Annotated in this window: 18 protein-coding genes; 9 read left to right on the top strand and 9 right to left on the bottom strand. The window is 37.8% G+C overall.

What is annotated here, in order from left to right; all coding sequences use genetic code 11:
• Nucleotides 1-32 precede the first annotated feature (32 nt).
• Genes AAC073_RS18185 through mnmA form a run of 3 tightly spaced genes read right to left on the bottom strand, consistent with a single transcriptional unit; the run spans nucleotide 33 to nucleotide 3,519 of the window.
• Nucleotides 33-1,529, bottom strand: a complete 1,497-nt coding sequence (locus AAC073_RS18185) for a M28 family peptidase (RefSeq protein WP_339925230.1) — start codon at nucleotides 1,527-1,529, stop codon at nucleotides 33-35.
• A gap of 30 nt (nucleotides 1,530-1,559) precedes the next feature.
• A complete protein-coding gene (locus tag AAC073_RS18180) occupies nucleotides 1,560-2,288 on the bottom strand; it encodes a pseudouridine synthase (RefSeq protein ID WP_339925229.1) in 729 nt (242 codons plus the stop codon).
• Between the two features lies 1 nt (nucleotide 2,289).
• Nucleotides 2,290-3,519 (bottom strand): tRNA 2-thiouridine(34) synthase MnmA, encoded by a 1,230-nt coding sequence (mnmA, locus tag AAC073_RS18175; RefSeq protein ID WP_339925228.1) that lies wholly within the window; start codon nucleotides 3,517-3,519, stop codon nucleotides 2,290-2,292.
• Nucleotides 3,520-3,623: 104 nt separating this feature from the next.
• Here mnmA and gndA point away from each other — a divergent pair, with 104 nt between their 5' ends.
• Nucleotides 3,624-5,522, top strand: coding sequence for an NADP-dependent phosphogluconate dehydrogenase (gene gndA / locus AAC073_RS18170; protein WP_339925227.1), 1,899 nt, complete (start codon nucleotides 3,624-3,626; stop codon nucleotides 5,520-5,522).
• Between the two features lie 28 nt (nucleotides 5,523-5,550).
• On the opposite strand, the gene AAC073_RS18165 is transcribed toward gndA, so the two are convergent.
• From AAC073_RS18165 to AAC073_RS18155, 3 genes are read right to left on the bottom strand one after another with little or no spacing between them, the layout of a single operon-like run.
• On the bottom strand, nucleotides 5,551-5,865 hold the full coding sequence (locus tag AAC073_RS18165) for a hypothetical protein (RefSeq protein WP_339925226.1): 315 nt from the start codon (nucleotides 5,863-5,865) through the stop codon (nucleotides 5,551-5,553).
• A complete protein-coding gene (locus AAC073_RS18160; protein WP_339925225.1) occupies nucleotides 5,862-7,175 on the bottom strand; it encodes a PepSY-associated TM helix domain-containing protein in 1,314 nt (437 codons plus the stop codon). The genes AAC073_RS18165 and AAC073_RS18160 overlap by 4 nt, the downstream gene beginning before the upstream one ends.
• A gap of 56 nt (nucleotides 7,176-7,231) precedes the next feature.
• Complete coding sequence (locus tag AAC073_RS18155) at nucleotides 7,232-9,691, bottom strand: TonB-dependent receptor (RefSeq protein WP_339925224.1); 2,460 nt, start codon at nucleotides 9,689-9,691, stop codon at nucleotides 7,232-7,234.
• A gap of 445 nt (nucleotides 9,692-10,136) precedes the next feature.
• Here AAC073_RS18155 and AAC073_RS18150 point away from each other — a divergent pair, with 445 nt between their 5' ends.
• The 5 genes from AAC073_RS18150 (at nucleotide 10,137) to AAC073_RS18130 (ending at nucleotide 16,674) form a co-directional block, all read left to right on the top strand.
• A complete protein-coding gene (locus AAC073_RS18150) occupies nucleotides 10,137-10,598 on the top strand; it encodes a hypothetical protein (protein WP_339925223.1) in 462 nt (153 codons plus the stop codon).
• Between the two features lie 73 nt (nucleotides 10,599-10,671).
• Nucleotides 10,672-12,033: a TolC family protein gene (locus AAC073_RS18145; RefSeq protein ID WP_339925222.1), complete on the top strand. Its 1,362-nt coding sequence runs from the start codon at nucleotides 10,672-10,674 to the stop codon at nucleotides 12,031-12,033.
• Between the two features lie 36 nt (nucleotides 12,034-12,069).
• Nucleotides 12,070-13,119, top strand: a complete 1,050-nt coding sequence (locus AAC073_RS18140) for an efflux RND transporter periplasmic adaptor subunit (RefSeq protein ID WP_339925221.1) — start codon at nucleotides 12,070-12,072, stop codon at nucleotides 13,117-13,119.
• Nucleotides 13,120-13,126: 7 nt separating this feature from the next.
• Nucleotides 13,127-16,282 carry an efflux RND transporter permease subunit gene (locus tag AAC073_RS18135; protein ID WP_339925220.1) on the top strand — a complete coding sequence of 1,052 codons (3,156 nt, stop codon included), beginning with the start codon at nucleotides 13,127-13,129 and terminating at the stop codon, nucleotides 16,280-16,282.
• Between the two features lie 152 nt (nucleotides 16,283-16,434).
• On the top strand, nucleotides 16,435-16,674 hold the full coding sequence (locus tag AAC073_RS18130) for a hypothetical protein (protein WP_339925219.1): 240 nt from the start codon (nucleotides 16,435-16,437) through the stop codon (nucleotides 16,672-16,674).
• A gap of 178 nt (nucleotides 16,675-16,852) precedes the next feature.
• Here the strand turns inward: AAC073_RS18130 and AAC073_RS18125 are convergent, their stop codons facing one another.
• The 3 genes from AAC073_RS18125 to AAC073_RS18115 all read right to left on the bottom strand — a co-directional run bounded on the left by AAC073_RS18125 (nucleotide 16,853) and on the right by AAC073_RS18115 (nucleotide 20,664).
• Complete coding sequence (locus AAC073_RS18125; protein ID WP_339925218.1) at nucleotides 16,853-18,154, bottom strand: sulfatase-like hydrolase/transferase; 1,302 nt, start codon at nucleotides 18,152-18,154, stop codon at nucleotides 16,853-16,855.
• Between the two features lie 71 nt (nucleotides 18,155-18,225).
• Complete coding sequence (locus tag AAC073_RS18120; RefSeq protein WP_339925217.1) at nucleotides 18,226-20,409, bottom strand: polysaccharide lyase family 8 super-sandwich domain-containing protein; 2,184 nt, start codon at nucleotides 20,407-20,409, stop codon at nucleotides 18,226-18,228.
• A 27-nt stretch (nucleotides 20,410-20,436) separates the two neighbouring features.
• Complete coding sequence (locus AAC073_RS18115) at nucleotides 20,437-20,664, bottom strand: MbtH family NRPS accessory protein (protein ID WP_339925216.1); 228 nt, start codon at nucleotides 20,662-20,664, stop codon at nucleotides 20,437-20,439.
• Nucleotides 20,665-21,011: 347 nt separating this feature from the next.
• Here AAC073_RS18115 and AAC073_RS18110 point away from each other — a divergent pair, with 347 nt between their 5' ends.
• The 3 genes from AAC073_RS18110 (at nucleotide 21,012) to AAC073_RS18100 (ending at nucleotide 24,256) form a co-directional block, all read left to right on the top strand.
• Nucleotides 21,012-22,115 (top strand): AI-2E family transporter, encoded by a 1,104-nt coding sequence (locus AAC073_RS18110; protein ID WP_339925215.1) that lies wholly within the window; start codon nucleotides 21,012-21,014, stop codon nucleotides 22,113-22,115.
• A gap of 91 nt (nucleotides 22,116-22,206) precedes the next feature.
• A complete protein-coding gene (locus tag AAC073_RS18105) occupies nucleotides 22,207-22,692 on the top strand; it encodes a hypothetical protein (protein WP_339925214.1) in 486 nt (161 codons plus the stop codon).
• Between the two features lie 34 nt (nucleotides 22,693-22,726).
• Entirely contained in the window at nucleotides 22,727-24,256 is a 1,530-nt protein-coding gene (locus AAC073_RS18100; RefSeq protein WP_339925213.1) for a serine hydrolase, read from the top strand.
• The last annotated feature ends 231 nt before the right edge of the window (nucleotides 24,257-24,487 follow it).

Here is a 24,487-nt window from a genome sequence, read left to right as displayed (position 1 = left end):
AGCTCAACTCTGAAATAATATTTTACAAATGTTCAATTGCCAGTTCCATATAAAGCATTGGCTGCACTTTCATATTTATCACCTTTTACCCAAAGCGGCCTTTGGGGGTCATTTGCAATTTTTTCAGCGGATAGAATATAGGATTTCCAATACTTCATTGCATAATCCAAATCAAAGTTATCTACCTGATCAGTAACCTGGTGGTAATACTTTCCTATTTCTGCATCAAATGCAGTAAAGCCCAAACTAAAAGTAGGTGCTGGAATGCCTTTTTTAGCAAAACTAACATTGTCAGACCGATCGTATAATCCCTGTTCAGGAGAAGGGTCTGCAATGGCCTTTAATCCAAAATCCATAGCAGCGGCTGAAATATGATGGTCTACAGAGGACCTGCCCATTCCAATTATCGTTACCAAACTTGTGTCATTGTAGCCCCCATTGTCAATGTTCAGATTAAATACAATTTGGTTTAAAGGTATAGGAGCGTTATCTGAAAAATAGGAGGATCCAAGCAATCCTTTTTCTTCAGCAGTCCAGGCGCACAATAAAATTGATCTTTTGGGAGGGTTTTCACCAAAGTAATTGGCCGCTTGAATCAAAGCCGCAGTACCTACAGCATTGTCTCTTGCCCCGTTGTATATAGAGTCTCCTTCGGCGTTAGGTTGGCCTATTCCCAAATGATCGTAATGTGCAGAAAGCATTACATATTCATCCTTTAACTTAGGGTCTGTTCCTTCTATGATGGCTACCACATTTCTGCCTTGAATCTTTCTATTTGTCTTTCCCTTGATCTCCACTTCCATAGCATTTTTGCCATTGGCAATGGATTTGATCATGGAACCATTCAAATCCTTTACCCATAAGTAGGGAAAAGAATCGTTACTTTCAGGGGAAATGTCTATGCTTAATTGAGACTTATTTAGGTAATTCACCAGCATTCGCCATGGCGTGGTAGGGACATTGTACATTTCAATCAAACCAATTGCACCTTTGGATTGAGCAATGGCTAGTTTTTCCCTTCCAGCTTCAAAAAGTGCTGATGGAGTCAACCTGTTAGGTGCTCCAACCCTGGCTACCACCCACTTGTCTTTTACATTTTTACCCTTATAATCTTCCTCAAATCCATAACCAACCACTTCCATGTCATATTCACCTGAAATATTAGCTCCTCCTAAGACCAACAAATCTTCTCCATGGATTAGCTTGCTACCTTTCCACTTTACCGTGCCAACACTAGGTGGTGTTGAATTTACAAAGGGAACATATTGGTAATAGCCATTTAAATTCTTTACGGGTGTCGCCCCATATTGCTCAAATTCATTGGCGATATAAAAGGCAGCAATGTCAATTTCTGGACGGACAGGATCTCTACCTTTCAACTCATCGGAGGCTAAAAATTTAAAATGAGAAAGGGCCTCGGCTCTTCCCAAGAACTTATCGATGTTCTCTTTTTGTGCAATTCCAGGTGTACTGATAAGCGTAATCACCATTAAGACAACAACAGAAGGTAAATGTTTTAGGTTTATCATGTGATCTTATTGCTTTATTTGGATTATTTACTATTTGATTGATTGAGCTACTATCTCTGCTCCTGACAAATTTAAATCGCTCATTGTTTTCTTAAAATGCATAGGAATGTCCGCATTAATTGTCAAGGCCTGATTGGAAAAGGGTTGAATAAAATTCATCTCCCAGGCATGTAAGAGCATATTACCAAGATGAAACTGGGAAGCAAAAAAGTTGTTCTGCTTGTTGTCACCATGTGTCTTGTCACCAATAATATAATGTCTTAAATGAGCAAAATGCCTCCTTATTTGGTGCATTCTACCGGTATGAGGATATACTTTTACCAAAGAATACCTACTGGTTTTATACCTGTCCGAGGAAACATACGGAACCTCGCTTTGCTCAAGAGACCAGTATTCCGTACGGGCCTCTTGCATTGAGAATTTCATGTCCTTTGCCAGTGGATGGTCAATTGTGCCATGTGTCTCTGGAAGGTAACCCCTAACGATGGACAGGTAATATTTTTTAATGGAGTTGTCAATAAATTGAGGTTGTAGCATGGAAGCAGCCTTAGAACGCTTCCCAAATAATAGAACGCCAGTGGTTGGCCGGTCAATTCTATGCATAGGATAAACCTTATAGCCAACTTGTTCTTCCAGTAATTGCACTGCAAATAAGGCCTCTGGATCTTTCTCCAGAGGTGTCTTATGAACCAATACCCCAGCCGGTTTATTAATGGCGATGTATTCTTCGTCTTCGAAAACAATCGGGAGTTCAATCATATCAAAAAATCACTCCAGAACCTATGCTTTCCTCGTCTTCATACCAAGCCACAAACTGTCCAGAGGCAATGCCTTTCTGGGCATCGTCAAACAACACGTATAAACCATCTTCTCTCATAAGTAAAGTAGCTGTTGACAAGGGTTGTCGGTACCTTATTCTGGCCAAATACTTGGCTGATTCACCTACTTTTAAGGTTTTATCAGGTCTTAGCCAATGGATGTCTTCATTTTTCACATGGAGACCATAGCGCAATAGCCCAGGATGGTCTTCACCCAAACCTGTATATATAATGTTTTCGCTAGTGTCAGTGGCAATTATAAACAAGGGTTTACCGGTTCCCCCAACATTCAAGCCTTTTCTCTGTCCAATAGTAAAGTAATGTGCGCCGTTGTGCTCACCTACCTTTTCTCCTAAGTCTTTACTAAAGCTTAACGGCCAACAAATATCTTCCAATTGTTCCTTGTCGAGATCTTCCAACTCAATTCCAGCAGGAATACCATGGTTAGCAAAAATTGGTGCATCGGCAGGCACGGACAGTATATCGCCTTTTTTAGGCTTAAGCTGTTGTTGTAAGAAATCCGGAAGCTTTACTTTTCCAATAAAACACAATCCTTGGCTGTCTTTTTTTTCTGCCGTGATCAATTCCTGTTCTTTGGCAATGGCCCTGACCTCGGCTTTTTGCAGATGGCCAATAGGAAACAAAGCTTTGCCCAATTGTTCTTGGTTTAGCTGACATAAAAAATAACTCTGGTCTTTATTGACATCCGCACCGGCAAGTAGCCTGTACATGGGTTTTCCGTCAACAATGAGCTCGTCTTTTTGACAGTAATGTCCTGTGGCCACAAAATCAGCTTTAAGCTTCATTGCAGCCTTTAAGAAAATATCAAATTTTATTTCTCTATTACATAGTATGTCTGGATTTGGAGTCCTTCCGGCCTTGTATTCAGCAAACATGTATTCAACAATTCTTGTTTTATAGTCTTCGCTTAGGTCAATGGCCTGAAAGGGTATACCCAATTTTTGGGCCACCAACATGGCATCCGTACTGTCTTCTACCCAAGGGCATTCATTGGATATAGTAACCGATTCGTCATGCCAATTTTTCATAAACATGCCGATCACCTCATACCCCTGCTCTTTCAATAAGTAGGCGGTTACAGAGCTATCTACCCCTCCGGAGAGACCCACTACTACTCTTTTCTTACGTTGAGTCATATTCTGTTTTTCCATGAATGCAAATTCCGTCTATAACATCCAACAATATTGATATGGTTCAATTAACAAAATTAGCTATTTAAAATGGTTTGGTCCGGCTGAATTTCATATTTTCGTCTATGATTATAATTGTTTACGGCGTTACGGGTTGCGGAAAGAGTACTATTGGTCAATTATTAGCAAATAAAATGGGAGTTCCCTTTTTAGATGCAGATGATTTCCATCCTAAAGCCAATAAAACCAAAATGAATGCGGGGACGCCTCTAGTAGATGAAGATAGAATTCCATGGCTGAACAATGTGGCAGAAAAGTTGAAAGTTTGCTCCAAAGAAAAAGGTGCAGTTTTGGCCTGTTCTGCCTTGAATGAAAAATACCGAAACATTCTAAAAGTAGTGCCAAATATAGAATGGGTACTTTTGAAAGGAATTAAATCCTTGGTAGAGGAACGACTGGATGCAAGGGTAGGGCATTTTATGAATCCAGCCTTATTGGCCTCTCAAATGGAAGCTTTGGAAATCCCTGAATATGGGTGGAAAGTAAGCATTGATGCCTCTCCTGAAATAATTGTGGAAAACATTATACAAAACATAAAAAAAATGAAAAATCAGGCTGATTTTGGCGTAATTGGTATGGGGGTAATGGGGAAAAGTCTCGCCCTAAACTTAGCCGATAAAGGAGTAAACTTATCCATCTACAATAGGTATGTCGAAGGAAAGGAAGAACGTGTTGCGGAAAAAGTGCTGGAGGAAAACCCAGGCTATAACAATGTGCAACCGTTTGAGAACATACAGTCCTTTGTAGTTTCCCTTTCTTCACCTAAATCAATCTTATTAATGATTCCAGCTGGCAATGCGGTAGACCTTCAGATCAATGAACTTATACCACTATTGAACCCAGGAGATATCCTTGTAGATGGAGGCAATTCATTTTATAAAGAAACCAATGCCAGAGCAGCATTATTGAAATCCAAAGGAATTTTATTTGTAGGTACAGGCGTATCTGGTGGGGAAGAAGGAGCAAGAAGAGGCCCATCTATTATGCCCGGTGGAGACAAGGATGGTTTTTCTAAAATTGCACCTTACCTAGAAGTGATAGCTGCCAAAGACTTTCAAGGCAAACCATGTGTAACTTATACAGGACCAGGAGGAGCAGGGCACTTTGTGAAAATGGTGCATAATAGTATAGAATATGGTGAAATGCAGGCCATATCTGAAGTGTATTATCTTATGCGCAACTATTTGGAACTTTCTACACTTGAAATTGCAGCCATATTTGAGAAATGGATGGACAGCGACCTTTCCAGTTATTTATTGGAAATCACCATTGACATTCTTAGGAAATACGAGGAAGGTGAACCTTTGATAGATAAAATACTCGACCAAGCAGCCCAAAAAGGAACAGGAGGCTGGTCTGTAAATACCGCTTTAGAATATGGTGTGCCTTATGGGGTGCTTTCTGAAGCAGTAATGGCCAGAAATCTTTCGGCCAGAAAAGGGCTTCGAATGATTGCTTCAGGCTTGTATAACCTCGAAAGATTTTCAGATGTCGAAGATTTGGATAATTTTCTAAATAAACTCCAGGCAGCTTACCAAGCAACAAGGATCATTAACCATGAAGTTGGTTTTTCCCTAATGCTGGAAGTTTCTGAAAAAAATAATTGGGCACTTAACTTTTCTGAAATTGCTAGAATTTGGACAAACGGTTGTATAATCAGGTCTAAGCTGATGGAAGAGTTGGTTGAGATTTTTAAAGAGAGTAACCATATTTTACTCAATCATGAAGCCATCACGGCTTTAAAAAGTTACCAGGGGGATTTATCCTATGTAGTAGGGCAGGCCTTGCAGAATGGATATCCTGTGCCCGTTTTATCCAATGCGATTAATTATTTCTTAGGCGTAACTACCGCCAATTCAGCTGCTAGCCTGATTCAGGCACAAAGGGATTATTTTGGTGCCCATACCTATAGAAGAAATGACGGGGATCCGGATAAAGCCCACCATACTCAGTGGAAAGAATAAAGTTATATTTGAGTGAATTTAAGTAAGGTTAAAACAAAAAAAAGAACCCTATTACGGACAAAAATGTACTCAATAGGCAAAATATCCTTCTTTTTATTAGTACTGCTACAAAACAGCAAATGGTAATCGAAAAATAAACAAAGCCACTTATGCTTGTTGAGAAAAGAAAAGCTTTTACCCCATCAGTGCCGTTGATGGGGTAGTAAGGATATAAAAAGTTTTGATTAGCTACATTTCTCCACTCGTTCCAATAAAATACGCTGACAATAAGGAAGATAGAACCAAAAGCCAAAAGCAATGGTATAAGGTAATGTTCGGTTGCTTTATCTATTCTTTTACTCATATTAATGGATTTCGCGTTTGGCTTTTCATGAAGAATGTGTAAATTTTTTTTATTATGTAACCGATGGTAAAGCCATAGAATGCCAAACCCACAAGCACAGATGGAATGCCTAAGCCAATTTGTGTACTCATTAAGCCAATAAGGAATATAACTCCTAAAATCCCTAGGGTCCATTTTAGCAACAGTGATTTTAAAGGCTGCAACTCGGCCAATTGAGATTTTGATTTTTTGGCCCTTTCCAGGTAAATAATGAATCCACTTAAGGAGAGAAAACCAGAACTTAAAGCCAGAAGGCAATAAATTATTTTTAAAGGTAGCCCTGCAAAATCCCCAAAATGAAAGGATTCTTGCACGAAATAGAATTTTGCACCATAATCCTGATCATCAATATTGTACTTGAACAAAAGACTATGGTCTTGCTTATCAAATACCAATTTATTGGATCGCCGTTCATAAGCCTGGCCAGGGACGTTCCCCAAAACTTGAACAATTCCTTCTCCATTGGTTGTGGGACGGATAAACCAAGGGATCATATTTGGAAATGCTATTCTGGATTTTTCATAAATGGCATCAAAGTCCAGATTGTAACTAAGGTCATCCTCGGCAGTTAATACTTTTTCAGAACGGGTAAAGCTATTGGGTTGCTCTATTTTTAGTCCCCCCATCAAATAGACCTGAAGACCTAACCAGGCCCCGGTAATGCCTATCATCAGATTGAAAGCAACAGAACTTATGCCCACCAATTTATGAATATCTGCCTGGGTGATTCTAAGCTTGCTTTTCCTAATCTTACCAAAGGTTTGTTTTTTCATAAACTTCCCATAGATCAACAAGCCAGTAATGGTAGATAAAAACAGCGCTATGCCGGCCAAGCCCACAATTTGCCTACCAAAATAGGCTTCATAAAACCGAACATGAATGTTTCTCAAAAAGTAACTGAAAGATTTAAAGTAATTGCGTTCTCCAAGAATTTCACCTGTATGTGGATTGACAAAGACCTCCCAAATCATTGGGTTTAATTTGCTTTTTTCCTTTGGCATCAAGCGGATTATCCAGGTATCCAGATTGGCCTTTGGCATTTCTACTTCAAAAAGATATTTGTCAGGATGTGAAGGCAATACTTTTCTCACGGCAGCAGTCAAAGAGGCTTTATCAGCATTTGAACTTACTTGGGTGAGTACGGGGTTAAGTAAATGGTCAATTTCTGGTCTGAACAAGGCAGCAGCCCCAGTAATACTTAGAAATACAATGACGACACCAGTGTACAAGCCCAGCCAATTGTGAATTTTCCAAAGAAGGTTGTTTTTCATTCCTAAAGCGTAAAAACCTTTCCTGAAACGAATCAGGAAAGGTTTCCATAAATGTTCTAAAATATATAAGAGATGGTTGTCATCGCACTTCTTGGGGATCCGGGGAAGGCCCTCAGGTAATCGTATCCGCCCACCCAATGGGTTTTATCAAATAGATTATTAACATTCATCTGGATCTGGAATCTATTCATTTTGTAATAGATAGCAGCATCAAATAATTCATATCCTGGGAATATGGGTGGGTTATCTGTTGCTCCCAAAGAACCAAATCGCTCAGTTACAAAATTGGCTCCAAATCCAAAACCAAGCCCTTTAAATTTTCCTTCTTTAATCAGGTATTTGGTCCAAACGTTACCCATGTTTCTGGGCGCATTTGGCTTTTGTCTGCCGATAAGATTTTCATCATCATTTTGGGTGATCACAGCATCATTGAATGCATAACTTGCCGTTAAACTCCAATTGGGGGTAATATTACCAGCAATATCAATTTCAAAACCTTTTGACACTTCCTCTCCGTTCTGAACAAGTAAATCTGGCTGACCAGGTTCATTTGCATTGTACAAGGAGCCCCATTCAGTTAAGGTATAAATGGCCAGGCTACCACTTAATTTGCCATCAAACCATTCTGTTTTAGCACCTATTTCACCTAATTCACTTGTTAAAGGGTCAAATGGGCCTCCTGCATTCGGGTCATTTATTACAGTTGCGGTTTGCGGTTGATATCCTTGCACATAAGTTCCATAAACATTGATATGGGGATTTATGGTATATACCAATCCAATTCTTGGAAGCAGCGCATTTTGAGTAACATTGTCTTCGGCCCCTATTTTATATTCCAAGACGTCCTGGTAGTATTCTTGCCTTAATCCCAAAAGAATTTGGAAATTTCCAATGGTGGCTTGTTCCTGAATATAAAAGCCATGAGAATTCAGTTTTGAAGGTGCAAAATTACTGGTGCTATAGATGTATTTACTCATGTCCCTCATTTGATTCGCAAAGGGATCGGTAAGGTCAAAATGGGTTACAATTGGAACTGGATTTCCTTGGCCATCCAATAGGTAATTGGTCTTATTGTCTGGGTTGTAAGAATTGATGGAACGCTGGCCATCTGCACTATAATAACCCCTGGCAGCTAGTTGAGAACCACCTGGTAGCAAAACTTGCTGAAAGTAATCATACCCTACCAACAATTGGTGTTCAATTTTACTGGTCTCGAAATCAATATTGAAATAGTTGCTGAAATTATTATTGCTCCAATTTCGCTTTCTTATACCAACCCTCATTCCTACTTTTTCAGGGTCAATATTTCCATCTCCTAATATAGCAAATGCATTGTCTGTCCGGTGTTCCAATAGGTCTTCGGCGTAGTTAGATCGCATGTAAACTGAATTGAAACTTATATTAGAGGTGAATTGGTGGTTAAGGGAGATGGTAGCATTGACGCTTTCTTCTTTCAAATAATCGTTGACGGCATTCAAAGACCTTGTGATAGGTACTGAAAAGAGATCCCCATTACCAAATACAGCTTGCCCTCTGTCCAATCTACCATCAGATTGTTGGTAAACAATGTCAAGGTTTAACCTTGTTTTGTCGGAGGGCAAAAAAGAGAAGGAGGGGGCAACAACCAAATTTTTGTCATATTGCAAATCCCTAAAATTTCCTGAATTTTCGTATCCCAGGTTAAGACGGTACAATAAGGTTTCGTCTTCTGTCATCGGACCAGTAAAATCCCCTACAACTCTAAAAGTATTGAAACTGCCAAGCGTAGAACTTACAGATTGTCTTGATTCTTTTAGAGGTTTCTTAGTAACCCTATTGATGGTTCCACCCGCAGAAGCATTTCCAAAAAGGGCAGAAGCTGGTCCTTTTATTACCTCCACTCGTTCTATATGGGGTATAAGTTGTTGCTTCCAAAAACTTGTCATGGCACGCATTCCGTTTACTAGATTTCCAGAAGTCTTTTGGCCTTGAATTCTGTGTCCACGAATGGTAATGTCATTGTAAAAGGTAAATTGATTGACTCCACTGATGTTTTTTACCACATCATTTACACGGAAAGCACCTTGGTCGAGTGCCAGTTCCTTGGTTACATAGCCAATTGATTGTGGCACATCCTTAAGTGCGGTAGCTGATTTTGTACCAATATAAGAAGATTTGTTTTTATAGGAGGTCTCTGACCGTCCAAGGATTTCTACCGTCTGTAATGTCACTTCACTTTCTTGCATTATGACATTAACTGTGAGTGTTTTTCCTGGCAAGAGGTTTACTAATTTTTCATGCGCTTTGTAGCCAAGCAAATTGAAAAGGATAGTTTTGCTTCCAGGAGAGACTTCTTTAAAGATGAAATTTCCTTCAAAATCGGTAATTGTACCCAATTGGGTATCTTTTATAATAATATTAATAAATGCAAGTGCTTTTCCATTTTGACCCTTTACAGTACCCTTTATCTCACTTTTCTGAGCTATTAAAGAGAAGGATGTAAAGAACATTAATAATGCGAGTAGTGTTTGTTTCATAATTGTTTATATGGAATTGGTCTTAATAGACGCAAATGTAAAGGCTAATAATTAGGACGCAAAGAAATTATTAATTTTATTTAGATTAATTCCATTTAAAAATGACTAAAAGAATTCGGTATAGGAGTAGCGTATTGAAGAGTATGCTGATAAACTTAAATATGCAGATACAAAGAAAATTGTAAGTAGGCTTTTTGTGAGCCATTCTGCTTAGGAAAGGAAGCCTTTGTAATCAAGACAGGTTGCTAATCAACTAAGGGCTAAAAAACCATTGAAATAAAAATAACTGAATTGTTATTTGTGAGCTTAAAAGTAGATTTTTACTGTTACAGGAGGGACAATTAAAAAAAATAGAAAAATTTTCAATAATTGGTTCATAAAATTATGAACCAAAAAAACCTTTTGTATCTTTGTAGCGTTAATAGACTAAAATTCCAAATAGATTATGACACTAACCCCAGACCAACAGCAGATTATTGAAAGGATTGGTGTTTTCTTTGAAACCAAAGGAAATCAACCAATTTTAGGTAGAATTATAGGTTTATTAATGGTTGTTGATGATGCTGAAGCAACCTTTGAAGACATTCAAAATTGTTTGTTTGTAAGTAAAAGTGCAGTAAGTCAAGCCCTAACTTTATTACAAAGTCAAAATAAAGTGGAATACATAACCAAGCCAGGTGAACGCAAGCGTTATTTCCGGTTAAAAATTAGAAACTGGAAAGTGGACATCCATGATGACCTAAGGAAAGTCTTTAAATTCAATGAAATCATTGAAGAGATTATTTCATTAAGAGGAAATAAAAATGAAGAGTTTAACTCTTATTTAAAAGAAGTATCAAAATTTATGCAATTCATGGAAGCTGAGTTGCCAAAATTGATTGAAAAATACCAAAAACAAATCGAATAATTTTTTTTGGTTTATTTAGTTCACAAAATTCTGAACATACTATATATTACTACATATAATACAATTAAATAAAATGAAAAAACAAATTTGTATACCATTACTATTTATGCTCTTACTTGGGGGGATGGTGCGTGCTCAAGGAACAGGGGGAGATGGATTTACTTTGAAGGAATGTATTGAACTGGGATTAAAGAACAATGCAGAAATAAAGAAATCTATTTTAGAAGAACAAGAAGCTAAATTTTTAAGAAAAGAGATTATAGGTTCGGGATTGCCACAGTTAGAGGCTTATGGTAATTATAACAATTTTATAGATGTTTACCCACAAGCGATTCCTGGAGGAATTTTGGATCCCAATTCTGATCCCAATGGAGTGGATGTAATTGCTTTTGGTGTACCACAAAGTTTAAAAGGTGGGTTTAAGCTAAACCAGTTGGTTTTTAGTCAGTCCTATTTAATTGGCTTAAAGGCTGCCAAAACTTCAGAAGAGTTTTACCAATTGGTGACCAACATGACCACTGAAGACATCATATATGACATTGCGCTAAATTATTACGGAGTGATTGCCACGGAACTTCAAATGATAAATCTGGAAGCCAATCACGATAAACTTGTTAAATTAGAAAGCATTATTAAGTCTCAATATGAAAATGATCTAGCTAGGAAAGTAGATTTTAATCGCGTAAAAGTGAACCTAACTAGTTTAGAGACTGAGATAGCTAATCTAGAGACCTTAATTGAGCAAAGAAGTAATTACCTAAAGTTAGTTATGGGAATTCCAGTAATTTCTGATCTGAAGCTTAAAGCTTACGATTTTGACGAAATAACCAGTTCCCCACAAATTTTGGCCTCAGACCCAGACTTAAGCGGTCGCTACGATCTCCAAGTTTTAGACAAACAACAAGAATTACAATCACTCAATATAAAGAATATTAAATCAGGTTATTACCCCACAATCGCTGCCTTTGCTGATTTGAATTACAATGCCTTTTCAAATTCTTTTGATTTTTTATCTAGTAGTCACCAATGGTATAGGGGGTCTTTGGTTGGCATACAATTAAACATTCCAATTTTCGATGGAAACCAGAGAAAGTATAAAGTGGCTCAAGCAAAGATCCAAAGTGAAAAATTAAGACACGATCAGTATCTGGCAGAACAAAACGCACAAACGGCTTACTTAAATGCTTTCAAAAAAATGAAGAATAGCCTGAAAAGTTTGGAAGCGCAGCAATCAAATTTGCTGCTGTCTGAAACAGTGTTTGATGAAACCAATCAACTCTACCGAGAAGGACTGTCGCCATTAACAGATGTCTTGGACTCAGAAACTGCTTTAAGAGAAGCGCGAGCGGCCTATTTTAATCAGATAATCAATGTTAAAACAGCGGAAGCGGACCTTTATCAATCAACAGGTCAAATAGAAAAGATTGCCCTATAAACTTAAAAGAATTCGGAGATATAGTCTTAAATAAACATGAAAAAATTAATCACACCTTTAGTAATAGTGTTCATCGCTGGCGTAATAGGCTTTACACTTTATAAAAACAAGCAAGAAATGGGAGTCAAAGCCGAGCAAGCGATGAAAACCAGTGAATATATTCCAGTGAGAACACAATTGATCACTAAAACGTCCAATTCCATTTCGTTTATGACCAATGGCTCTTTTATTCCAAGCCAAGAGCTAAAACTTAAATCCGAAGGGAATGGTAAGGTTATTAAGATTTTGAAGGACAAAGGCGATTATGTAAATAAAGGAGATGTTATTGCCAGATTGGATGATGAACTTTTGCAAGTAGAACTTTCAATTGCTGAAACAAAATTCAATCAATTTACCCGAGACTTGGGCAGGTATGAAAACCTGGCAGGAACAGAGGCGATTACAGAAAAGCAACTTGAAGAAATTCAGAATGCACATAAAATGGGAGCTTCAGAGATCAAAATGATCAAAAGAAGATTGTCCAATACTGTAATAACAGCACCCATCTCAGGTTACATCAATGAAGACTATATTGAAATAGGAAGCTTATTGAATCCTGGAATGGATGTAGTGGAGATTGTAAATGTCATGCCTTTAAAATTGGTGGTACAGGTAGCCGAGATGGAAATTGCTAATATTAAGGTTGGTGATGAAGTTCAGGTAAAAGTGGGAGTGATCCCTGACCAACAATTTAACGGAAAAGTATCCTTCACAAGCAGTAAAGGGGATGCCTCCTTTAAATATCAGGTAGATATAGAACTAAAAGAAACTTCAGATAAAATCAAGCCAGGCATGTTTGCTTATGCCACCTTTGAATACCCTTCAATGGAAGCTGTATTGATCGAAAGAACTTCTCTTATCCGAGGTATAAAAAACCCTGAAGTCTTTATTTTGGAGGATGGAAAAGCTGTTTTGAAAAAGATCCAAATAGCCCAGTTAGGAGATAGCAAATTGATGCTTCTGGAGGGCTTAAATATTGGAGACAAGGTGATTACTTCTGGTTTGATCAACCTTAAGGATGGAGTGGCTGTAACCGAACTACAATAGAAAAGCGATGCAAATTACAAAAATATCGATTCAAAGGTCCACCATAGTGGTGGTGCTTTTTACCATATTGACAGCCTTGGGAATATTTTCCTATAGCCAAATGTCTTATGAGCTTTTACCTAAGTTCAGTCCTAATGTAGTCACCGTTTCTACCCTTTACCCAGGGTCAGCTCCCACAGAAGTGGAAAGCTCAGTTACCAGGAAATTAGAAGATGCCCTGGCCTCCTTAGAGGGGATTGATGTCATGAAATCCACTTCCCTAGAAAGCTTCTCTATTATCACGATTGAACTTAAAGATGAGGTAGATGTAGACATCATTTTACAAGACGCACAACGTAAAATTGATGCCATTTTGGGTGACCTTCCAGAGGATGTTGACCCTCCATCTTTGGGTAAGTTTAGCCTAGACGATATGCCCATCATGCAATTAGGTGTCTATTCTACAATGAATGCCACCGAGTTTTATGACCTGATGGATCAACGTATTCAACCTACTTTGGCGCAAATAGATGGAGTAGCTCAAGTCAACTTATTGGGTGGAACTGAAAGAGAGATAAAAGTTAACCTTAACCAAAATAAGCTTGAAGCATTGGGGATTTCCCCACTTCAGATCAACCAGGTAATCGCTTCAGAAAACCTGGATTTCCCTACAGGCAAATTAAAAAGTGACAACGAACAGATATTGATTCGTTTGGCTGGAAAATTTAGCTCTGTCGATGAAATTAGGAATCTTGTTGTGGCGCAAAATGGTTCCTCTACAATTAGAATAAAAGACTTGGCTGAGGTGGTAGATTCCAAAAAGGACGAAGAAGTCCTAAGTAGGTTAAATGGAAATGCCGCAATTGGTATATCCATTCAAAAGCAATCAGATGCCAATGCCGTGGATGTCGCCAAAAATGTAACCCTGGCCTTGGCGGGGTTGGAAGACACTTACAAAGAAAACAAACTGAATTTTGAAGTCTCTCAAGACAGTTCAACTTTTACCTTGGAAGCTGCTAATGCTGTTATTCATGATCTGATTATTGCAGTAGTTTTGGTGGCCATTATAATGCTTTTGTTTTTGCATAGTATCAGAAATGCGGTGATTGTAATGATAGCGGTACCTGCATCAATTGTGGCAACATTTACCGTTATGTATTTGGCTGGTTTCACGCTAAACCTGATGAGCTTACTTGCACTATCATTGGTAGTAGGTATTTTGGTGGATGATGCCATTGTGGTGATTGAAAACATCTATCGTCACATGGAGAAAGGCAAAACAGCCATACAAGCATCCTATGATGGGATTCGTGAAATAGGAGGTACCGTGGTTTCAATTACGCTTGTGATTATGGTTGTTTTCGTCCCATTGTCAATGACAGGAGGTTTAATTGCTGGTATATTAACCCAATTCAGTATTACTGTAGCAGTGGCTACCCTGATCAGTTTATTGGTTGCTTTTACACTGATTCCTCTTTTAACCTCCAGGTTTTCAAAACTGGAACACATTAACCCTAAAAGTTTCTTCGGAAAAATCATCAATGGGTTTGAAAGGATGTTGGATAAATTTGTTGATTGGTTAACGGGTATTCTTAAATGGGCATTTAACCATAAAGCTATCACATTAGTAGTGACCTTGGGATTGTTTGTTTCCTCTTTTCTACTCGTAAGTAATGGTTTTATAGGAAGTGAATTTGTTGGGCAAGGAGATAAAGGGGAGTTCATAATGAGAATAGAGCTTCCAAAATCTTCAACCATAGAAGAGACCAATTTCACTACAATGGAAGTGGAACATTTCTTAAGACAATATCCTGAAATTACAGGAATTTTTACTTCAGTTGGACAAATTACAGGAGGCTTTTCAGGTGCCACCTCTACACCTTATGCTGCAGAACTAACTGTTAAAATGGTTCCTTCAGAGCAGAGGAATATGACTGCTCCTGAATTTGCAAGGGAGATGGAAATCGCCTTGGAAGAAAGTATCGTCGGCGCTGAATTTACAGCAGTGCCTATAGCGATCACAGGTACAGCAAGTGATGCGCCGATTCAAATATTACTGTCAGGTCCAGATTTGCCTACTTTAGCAGCCTTTTCTAAAGAGGTGATGGCAGAAGTCGTGCAAGTACCTGGTACTAGAAAAGTGGAAACTTCACTCGAAGAAGGTAACCCTGAAATAAGCGTTCAAGTGGATAGAGCAAAAATGGCTGACTTGGGATTGGATATGTCTCTTGTTGGAGGCACGATGCAGATCGCATTTAATGGGAATACAGACACAAAATACAGGGACGGGGATTTTGAGTACGATATTAACATCAAGCTGGACGAGTTTGATAGGAAATCTGTACCTGACATTGAGAACCTCACCTTTGTAAATAAAAGAGGAGAAATAATTTTACTAAAGCAATTCGCAACAGCAAAACCATCAGAAGGACCTAGTCAGCTTCAACGTCAAAACAGGATTACTTCAGTGTCTGTAAATTCTCAGGTTTCTGGTCGCCCTACAGGTACTGTCGGAGCGGAGATTCAAGAAAGAATAGCAAAAATTGATTTGCCAAGTGAAGTAACGATTTCCTATGAGGGAGACCTTAAGATGCAGGAAGAAGGCTTTGGGAGTTTAGGAATTGCCTTATTGGCTTCAATTCTGTTGATTTATTTGATTATGGTCGCTTTGTATGACAATTACGTATATCCATTGGTAGTAATGTTTTCCTTACCATTGGCCTTCATAGGTGCTTTATTGGCCTTGGCCATGTCAGGATCTTCTCTAAGTATTTTCAGTATACTTGGATTGATTATGCTAATGGGATTGGTTGCCAAAAATGCGATTTTGTTGGTGGATTTTGCCAACCAACTTAAAGATGCAGGGGTGGAAGTGAAGGCTGCGCTTATTAAAGCAGTGGAGATTAGGTTTAGGCCTATTCTTATGACTACACTTGCCATGGTTTTTGGTATGATGCCGATTGCGCTTGCCTCAGGAGCAGGAGCTGAATGGAAAAATGGTTTGGCTTGGGCCCTTATTGGTGGCCTGATTTCTTCCATGTTCCTAACGATGGTTATAGTACCTGTAATATATTACGTCTTTGATCGGCTACTGGCAAAATTTGGTAAGGATAAAAAGAAAGATATCGTAATAGAAGAAACGGAATTGTCTGAAACTGAATCGGAAGTGGCAGCATACATTTAGTCGATGCTTTATTAGAATTAGTCGTAGGCAGTATTGTATACCAACTACTTCCTACGACTATTTCTTAAATGTAATAAAATAATATTTAGTTTTAACCGTTTAAGCATGAGTGTCTTGTGACTTTCGTGAATCGGAAATTTAAATCCTTAGAAATGAATAATTATACAAGATTAAAAGCGATTGTTGAAGTATTTGGCCAATATGGCATTGCTCCAGTAGCGAAAGTTATGCAGGCTGATTTCGTGAAAGACCTTGGATTTGACAAGGTGTTTTTAAATGGGTTGATCTTTGACGTGGAGAATGTGTTACACATGGAATTGGAAGATGAAATCGTCCAATCATTAAGAAAACCTGAGGATTTGATCCAGTATTTTCTTCAGCACCAAAATTAATGCTTCTATTTTGAGACTAGCTACCCGTTCGGTACCTAAATGCTTTTTCTAATTGTTCTCGGAAGCTTCTAAAAATACAGGCAATAGTCATCCTGTTAAGCACAAGAATGGCTATTGCCTGTTTAATGCTGAATCTGTATATGGTTCGATTATAAAACCGCAGCTTATAGAAAAGAGATCAACTGTCCATATTCTTTAATACCTTTTCAAAACCCTTAATAACTTTTTGTGATTTTTTATCCAAGTCAGATTTATTCACAGGTTTCTTTTCATACAGATCCTCCTTCAATTGGTAAATTTCTCCATTTTTATAAAGCTTCAAATCAGTATTGTGAACAAATGTTCTTGGTTCGAATTTCCCCCAATTAGGAGCATAATGGCAAAAAATCCATTCCCTTTTATTTTTAGGGTTTTCATTTCCAATAAGTTGGGGATAAAAGCTGATTCCATCCGAAAAGAATGAATCATTTTTTGAATCCGCCCCTGAGGCTTCCATTAAGGTGGGTACGAAATCAGTGAAATCGATGAGGTTTTGATTGATACTTCCTGCCTTAATTTTCCCAGGCCAATAAGCGATCATTGGAACATGCGTACCCAAATCATTGGTATAGCCTTTGTTTCCTTGCAGCAATACACCCTTTACACTTGAGGTCACATCTCTATCTGTACCATTGTCGCCAATAAAAAGGATCAATGTATTTTCAGCTATTCCGAGGTCTGTTATTTTGTCCATTATTCGACCAACCAGATGGTCCATATGCTTTAACATATCAGGAAATAACTCAGGATCATTTAACCTTGTTTCAGGATCATAAGAAGAGAAGGCTGTCGAACCTGGGGTGGGTTCAAATGGGTCATGCGTCAAAACCATAGGGAAATAAGCAAAGAAGGGTTTGTCAGTATTTTTTTCAAAAAATGTATCCAGGTAATCTACGAAGAGATCCGGACCATATTTCCCATCAAACAATTCTACGCCCGTCTCTTTGGTATCTAATAATGGGTCTTTGTATCTGGACCCACGATCAGCCACTTGCCATAAGCGGTAATGATCAAATCCAGCATCATGTGGTAAAGTACCCACTTGTCCTCCAACTAATTTTCTTTGCATCTCATTCCCATAAAGTTGCCATTTTCCTACGATACAAGTAGTATATCCTTGCGCTTTCAAAAGATGACCAAAAGTAGTTTCATTAGGATCCAGGATTCCAAAACCAAGATAATTTCTAAAATTGTATTTCCCCGTCATTAACTGTACCCTTGAAGGTGTACACAAGGGCATGGAATGCGTGTTTTCAAATTTCATCCCCCCTGAAATCATCCTATCAAGGTGCGGCGTTTGGTTATAGTCATTCCCATAAGCTGCCAATGCTTCATAACCCAAATCATCTGCCATTATCAAGATGATATTAGGCTGTTCCTGAGAAAAGACTCCTTGAAAATTCAGGAAGAAAAAGCTTAAAATTAAGAAAGTATATCTCATGGTAAATCAAAAGTTTTAATAGCTTTATGGAATGTTATAAAGTTGTTTTATAGTTGGTTAGCTATAAAAATTTAAAGTTCAAAATTAATGCTTTTTCCAGCAAATGCACCTTTTGGCATTTGAACAATGAACTGTGATGTTTTTGTTTTCTTGTCCTTTATGACTTGGATTCCAGCTTCTTTGGTACTGTAAAGCCCGTCTAATGTAAATTTGAGGGCTGTCAATTTTCTGGTGGGGTCTGATATTGAAAAAGATTGGACTTTACCTTTCTTCACATTCAGCATTATGATACCAGCATTTTCCATTTGTAAATTCAAGTCATTTTCAATTAATAAATTTCCAGATTGGTAGAACACAGCTTGTAATTCATTTTCATTTTTATTCATTACCGCCTGGAGCTCTTCGGTATTGGAAAGGACTTTATAGGGTGTTCCTGCTTTATAAATACTTTTTAGTTCGCTTACAGAAATGGAAGGAAAAACCATGTAAGCATACTTACCATTTTCAGGTTTTACGCCATGATCGAACCATATTTCCAACACTTCTTCTGAAACTACTTTGTTGGATATGTTTTTTTGATCTGTTATATCAGACCAACGTCCGGTTGCTGTTTTATTAGAGACATGTACCCTTCCTTCATTCGGGAAAATATAACCAATATTGCCGTGATAAAGCCATTTGAGGTGGTCAATAGTATGGTCTCCTTGGCTAAGGTTCAAAGGCGTTTTATTTGCTTGTAAAATACTTACCGGAGACCTTAATAGGACCTGATCAACCGTGGTTACAATGGGTAATTCTTGACTTCCTTGAATGCCAGTACCAAGACAAACATAACTTTGATCGAAGAAAAACCAAGCCTTTTTAGCTTTTGTGCCATCGTGAGGGCTGATAAAATCAAAACCAACTGCCCCATTTTGGCCATTTTCCACAGCTCCGACAAATTCCATTTTACCTGCCTTTTGGATGAGGTCCCCTCCCAATAATTCAGGCTTCTGCAAGATGGTAGTTCCAGATATTTTTTGCCAATCATAGACGGGCCAAATGTCATGGTATTCATCTCCTTTGAGCATAAGATAGTTGGTGCCGTCAGCTCGGTGGTGAGTGGTTATCCCTGGTCCATTATAAGGTTCTTCCATGTTTTCGTTCCGGCTGGAAAACATACGTACAGTGGTGTAATAATTAGGTCTTTGTACCACGAAATGCTCTGTTTGCCAGAAAAACTTTGAAAAGGATAGGGAAGGAGAGGATTCCCCTTTTCTTAAACTAATAATCTCTTCCAGTTCCTTCTTTCTGTAATCTGTACTACGGAGCAATCGCTCTATTTCTAGTGTACCTTTTGGGTAAAAGGTAGAACGGTTAGCGATTGACCTGTTTTTCACGCTAATGTCTTCATAGATCCCATACACCAATTGTTTATAAACTCCATCTAGATAGTAATCAACCAATTGGTTGATTTTATCTTTCTCAAAAGCATATGAAGTACCTGCAACATAATCAGACCATTCTCCAAAAGCATTGGCGTATTTACCATAACCATAGGAAGTGGTATTGTTTACCCTATCCTTTCTATGATGAAAACTGTAATCTTGCTGCATCCCCCGCTCTCCATTACTAAACTTAATTTCATTGGCAATAATATCAATCACTTCATCAAAACCATCTCTATTCTCGTTGAACAGCAGGTTTTTTGCTAGGATGCCTGCGATAACTATTCTGTCTCCACTCGGTCTCGCCCCCGAGGCATTCATATTTGCCCTACCTATAATAGGTTGTGCTTGCTCTACCAATTCTGAAGGAAGCTTATCGCCAATTAAAAGCATTAGGTTGACAAGATTTCCCGGAGTTGTAATTTGATTGTTATGCCAGTTTTCACCAATAAAATCCCGCGCTACCCAAAATTTAGTGGACAATTTGATTTTGTCGAGCAGGCTTTGGTTTTGAAAGAAGGGACTACCTTTGGTTTCATATGCTTTAGCCAAAGTGACCAATCCATAAGTATGTTTTCTGTGTGGAAAACTTGCTGTTCTGCTCAAGTCAGAATAATTGATATTGATAAAACTTCCATCTGACTGAATCTCCTTCAAAAGCCTTGTGATTTCACCAGTATCAATTTGACTTGTTTTCAATTCTTCTACAACTCTATCACGGATCAATCTTATCTCATTCACCTGTGCCAGCAAAGTACTGCTTAAGAAGGCACCTAGGGATAAAAATAATATTAGTAGGGTTTTTTTGGGTAAATTGTTTATTGACATTATTTTGTAGAATTAAAGCGGCTATTTCTAATCAGTACCTATATTTTTTTCAGCACTTTCCAACACTTTTCTTACACTTAGGGGCTGCATGTTTGTCCATACCTTTTCTATATATTCTAGACATTTTTCCTTGGTCCCTTCTTGTCCTTCAGCCCTCCATCCATTGGGTATAACTTTTTCGTGGGGCCAAATACTATACTGTTCTTCATGATTGATTACCACTAAAAACAAATTCTTTTCCTCTTCTTCCGACATAAATTGGATATCATTGTGATCTACAGAATTTCAATTTAGGTAATATCTTTTTCCCTACAATAGCTTTAATAGGGATGTTCGCATTAACTTCTTTATGATTTTCCAGGAATTAGTATTTGTAAGCATAGGTAAACGAAAGATAATCAGCCTGATTAGCTAATTTTTGTGGAATGCTTAAATGGCATTTTTAGCCCTGAAAATTTTAAGGTAGTACAGATGAAAGACAGGGAAATTTATCTGGCTAAACCTGGCCTGAAAAAGTTCGAAGAATTAAATAATGCAATTGAATAGAAACTTAGCACATTTATTGCATTTTGCCAATAAGCATTTAGATTTATAACATACGTATGAAGAAATTCTTTTCCCGATCCAGCCCAATAGTTCTAGGGGCTTTGATAATCATCGCTTTGTATTTTTTAATTGTGGGACTAGTGGCCTCACAGAAAGTGTTGGCCCCATTGATACTGGCCTTAGTTTTGGCTCTATTGGTTTATCCCATCGCACAAGTTTTGGAAAAACGGGGACTACATAGAATATTAAGTACTTCTTTTGTAGTAGGGATGGTCTTTGTAGGATTTATAGGAGTTTCAGCTGTTATCTCCTTGCAGGTAAGGTCTTTTTTAGAGGATGCTGACGTTATGAAAGAGCGTTTGAGTCCAGTTGCAAAGAAAGTGGAACTATTTGTACTGGCCCATACCCCTTTAGAACAAGACAAGTTGGAAGCTTACAAAACTAGTTATGGTTTAAATGGCAAAGAACTAAATGAAGAGGAAGAATCGTCGGAATTAAAACAGGAAGAAGCATTTTTGATGTTGGGAAAAGTGATGGGTACCGCTGCTGACTTTCTACTGATATTTGTTTACCTCTTTTTTCTCATTCATTTTAGGCATATGTTTTACACCTTTATTTTAAAGCTATTTCCTGATGATAGCAAAATGAAGGTGAAGAGAGTTACCCATGATTCTGCTCAGGTGGTTAGACATTATCTAAATGGACGTTTGATTTTAATGGTTATTTTAGTAGTGCTCTACAGTTTAGGAATGTGGATTTCAGGTGCAGAAGACTTTTTACTTATCAGTTTTATTGCTGCCTTTCTTTCTTTGATTCCTTTCATAGGAAATATGGCTGGGTATGTTTTGGCCTTATTCATTGGCTTATTATCAGGAGGGGAATTCGAAACTTTGGTGGGTATTTCAGCTACATTTCTTATTGTCCAGTTTCTTGATTCCTATATTTTTCAACCCATTATACTTGGCAATAAAGTAGATGTACATCCCTTTTTTATTATTTTAGCGGTTATTATCGGCAACGCGATTTGGGGTATTATCGGAATGGTTTTATCTATACCAATAATTGCCATAATAACCGTGATCCTTCGAGAAACGCCCGGTGCGACGGCATTTGCTTACCTACTCAGTAATGGCGATGTAAGTAATAGTCAAAATAAATAGGTGATTAATAGTATGTCAGGTAAATGGCTTCTGTTAATGCTATTTAAGTGATTAAATTTTTTACAAAATGATTCTATAAATATTTTCCAAAATGAAGATTCCAAGCCTAGCGAATATCAAAAAGGAACTCAAACAAAGGAATGAATCCGAATTGATTGAATTGGTATTGCAACTAAGCAAATTGAGCCGTGACAATAAAGCATTTGTGTACTTCAAACTTTTTGAAGCCGATAACAACGATTTGTATTTGGCAATGGTCAAAGAAGATTTAGAAGAAGCTTTCGAAAACGCAAATTTAAAAAGTTATTATACGGCCAAAAAATCTGCACAGTCCATAAGGAGAATGATGAATAAAAGCCTGAAACTGACAAAAGACAAAGTAACTATCATTGAGTTACTTTTCTTTTTTTGTGAGAAAATCATTGAATACGGATACCTTAAATTCCGTCATCCTGTAATCGATAATTTATATGCCTCACAAATAAAAAAAATTGAAAAATTAATAGCGGGGCTTCACGAAGACCTTCAATTTGATTATCAAGAAACATTGGATAATTTTAAAAAACACATAAGCTAAGAACCCATTTCCCACCCAATAAATAACCAACCCCATGAAGTCAGCTTTAAAATTATTTTTATTTTTTGTCCTTTCATTTCAGGCAATAGGTCAGGAAAGAGCAACGGATTTTGTCTACAGCACACCATCTGAAGAAAATTTTGATGCCCAAGGAATTTTATCTTTCCTAGATGAAGTAGGTGAAAGTGAACACGAACTACATAGCCTTATGGTTTTGAGGAGAGGGAAAGTAATCGCTGAGGGCTGGTGGGATCCTTATGGACCCCAATTAAAGCATACCATGTATTCAGTAAGCAAAACCTATACTGCTTCAGGGGTTGGTTTTGCAGTAAGTGAAGGACTTATTTCTGTGGAAGACCAGGTGATTAAATTTTTTCCTGAATCCCTTCCTACTGAGGTTAGCGAAAACTTGAAACAGTTAAAGATTAAACACCTGCTCACCATGAGTGTGGGACACGCAAAAGATTATACTTTTTCTATAGTAAGAACAGCGGACTGGGTAAAATCATTTTTGGCTGTGCCCATTGTAAATGAACCTGGAAGCAAATTTGTATACAACACCGTTGCTACTTATATGTTATCTGCCATTGTACAAAAAGTAACAGGGCAAACGCTTATGGATTACCTCACTCCGCGACTTTTTCAACCGTTAGGTATAGTAGGAGTAGATTGGGAGAAAAGTCCACAGGGGATCAATACCGGAGGCTATGGGCTCAGGGTTAAAACTGCTGATATGGCCAAACTAGGCCAACTCTTCTTACAAAATGGCAACTGGAATGGTAAACAAATTCTACCTGAAAGTTGGATTGATGAAGCCAGTAACTTAAAAATTCCACAAAATCCAAATGCCAGCACGGAAGAAAAGGCCAAAAGTGACTGGCTTCAAGGATATGGTTATCAAATGTGGCGAAGCCGCCACGATTCTTACCGTGCAGATGGTGCTTACGGACAATACATCTTAGTTTTACCCAAACAAGAAGCGGTAATCATTATTACCTCTGAAACTTCCAATCTTCAAGGCCTTTTAAGTGAAGTTTGGGACCATATTCTACCTGCATTTGATAGGGAAAGCAACAGTAGGAAAGATTTTCTATTGAAGGAAAAACTAGAAAAACTTGCTCATAATCCTACTATAGGAGTTGAAAATGAATGGTTAGAAAGAATATGGGACGAAAAAAAGGTAGCCCTTACAGCTGAAGAGGAAAATATAAATTTTTACATTGATTTCCAATCCGAAAATTTGGTATTACATGTGGATGAGGAGCAAAAGAATTATAAATTAACGGCTGGCAAAGCGCATTGGGTTTCCGGAACTACTAATAGAAAGCAACCTTATTTAGTGGCCCATGCGAAAAAGGCATTAAACGGACTTGCTCCATTTAAGGTCTATTCAAGTTATTTTTGGGAAGATTTTCAAACACTCGTAATTGAGATTAAATACATTGAAAGTCCTCATACCGAAATGCTTAAATTTTTCTTTAATGAAGATAAGGTAACTTTTACAACAAGCAGTCTTGGCAATAGAGGTGGGAGTAAGGTATTCAAAGGAGCTTTGGAGGAGTAACAGGTATTAAAACCCATGTATTTAACAAAAAAAGAGTGCCCCAGATGGGGTGAAATTTTTGTAGCCACGAGCGTTAAGGTCCTGGTGAAAACAACCCATACACCACGATTTTGTTAGCATTGTTGCCATTTTTTTGCAACAATACTGACAAAATCTTAACCTGATTAATTTTTATTTTTGTTACTAAAGTATATTAATGTTACTATTTTCGTATATTTATATGAATAAGTA

It is taken from the genome of uncultured Cyclobacterium sp., from assembly GCF_963977555.1.
Lineage (GTDB): Bacteria > Bacteroidota > Bacteroidia > Cytophagales > Cyclobacteriaceae > Cyclobacterium.
This window is presented reverse-complemented; position numbering and strand designations above follow the sequence as displayed.

Excerpts from the sequence above, each read along its gene's own strand:
- AAC073_RS18155 (WP_339925224.1), bottom strand. The coding sequence starts at position 9,691 with ATGAAACAAACACTACTCGCATTATTAATGTTCTTTACATCCTTCTCT.
- AAC073_RS18140 (WP_339925221.1), top strand. The coding sequence starts at position 12,070 with ATGAAAAAATTAATCACACCTTTAGTAATAGTGTTCATCGCTGGCGTA.
- mnmA (WP_339925228.1), bottom strand. The coding sequence starts at position 3,519 with ATGGAAAAACAGAATATGACTCAACGTAAGAAAAGAGTAGTAGTGGGT.
- AAC073_RS18185 (WP_339925230.1), bottom strand. The coding sequence starts at position 1,529 with ATGATAAACCTAAAACATTTACCTTCTGTTGTTGTCTTAATGGTGATT.
- AAC073_RS18165 (WP_339925226.1), bottom strand. The coding sequence starts at position 5,865 with ATGAGTAAAAGAATAGATAAAGCAACCGAACATTACCTTATACCATTG.
- gndA (WP_339925227.1), top strand. The coding sequence starts at position 3,624 with ATGATTATAATTGTTTACGGCGTTACGGGTTGCGGAAAGAGTACTATT.
- AAC073_RS18130 (WP_339925219.1), top strand. The coding sequence starts at position 16,435 with ATGAATAATTATACAAGATTAAAAGCGATTGTTGAAGTATTTGGCCAA.
- AAC073_RS18120 (WP_339925217.1), bottom strand. The coding sequence starts at position 20,409 with ATGTCAATAAACAATTTACCCAAAAAAACCCTACTAATATTATTTTTA.
- AAC073_RS18110 (WP_339925215.1), top strand. The coding sequence starts at position 21,012 with ATGAAGAAATTCTTTTCCCGATCCAGCCCAATAGTTCTAGGGGCTTTG.
- AAC073_RS18125 (WP_339925218.1), bottom strand. The coding sequence starts at position 18,154 with ATGAGATATACTTTCTTAATTTTAAGCTTTTTCTTCCTGAATTTTCAA.
- AAC073_RS18145 (WP_339925222.1), top strand. The coding sequence starts at position 10,672 with ATGAAAAAACAAATTTGTATACCATTACTATTTATGCTCTTACTTGGG.
- AAC073_RS18100 (WP_339925213.1), top strand. The coding sequence starts at position 22,727 with ATGAAGTCAGCTTTAAAATTATTTTTATTTTTTGTCCTTTCATTTCAG.
- AAC073_RS18150 (WP_339925223.1), top strand. The coding sequence starts at position 10,137 with ATGACACTAACCCCAGACCAACAGCAGATTATTGAAAGGATTGGTGTT.
- AAC073_RS18160 (WP_339925225.1), bottom strand. The coding sequence starts at position 7,175 with ATGAAAAACAACCTTCTTTGGAAAATTCACAATTGGCTGGGCTTGTAC.
- AAC073_RS18135 (WP_339925220.1), top strand. The coding sequence starts at position 13,127 with ATGCAAATTACAAAAATATCGATTCAAAGGTCCACCATAGTGGTGGTG.
- AAC073_RS18105 (WP_339925214.1), top strand. The coding sequence starts at position 22,207 with ATGAAGATTCCAAGCCTAGCGAATATCAAAAAGGAACTCAAACAAAGG.
- AAC073_RS18115 (WP_339925216.1), bottom strand. The coding sequence starts at position 20,664 with ATGTCGGAAGAAGAGGAAAAGAATTTGTTTTTAGTGGTAATCAATCAT.
- AAC073_RS18180 (WP_339925229.1), bottom strand. The coding sequence starts at position 2,288 with ATGATTGAACTCCCGATTGTTTTCGAAGACGAAGAATACATCGCCATT.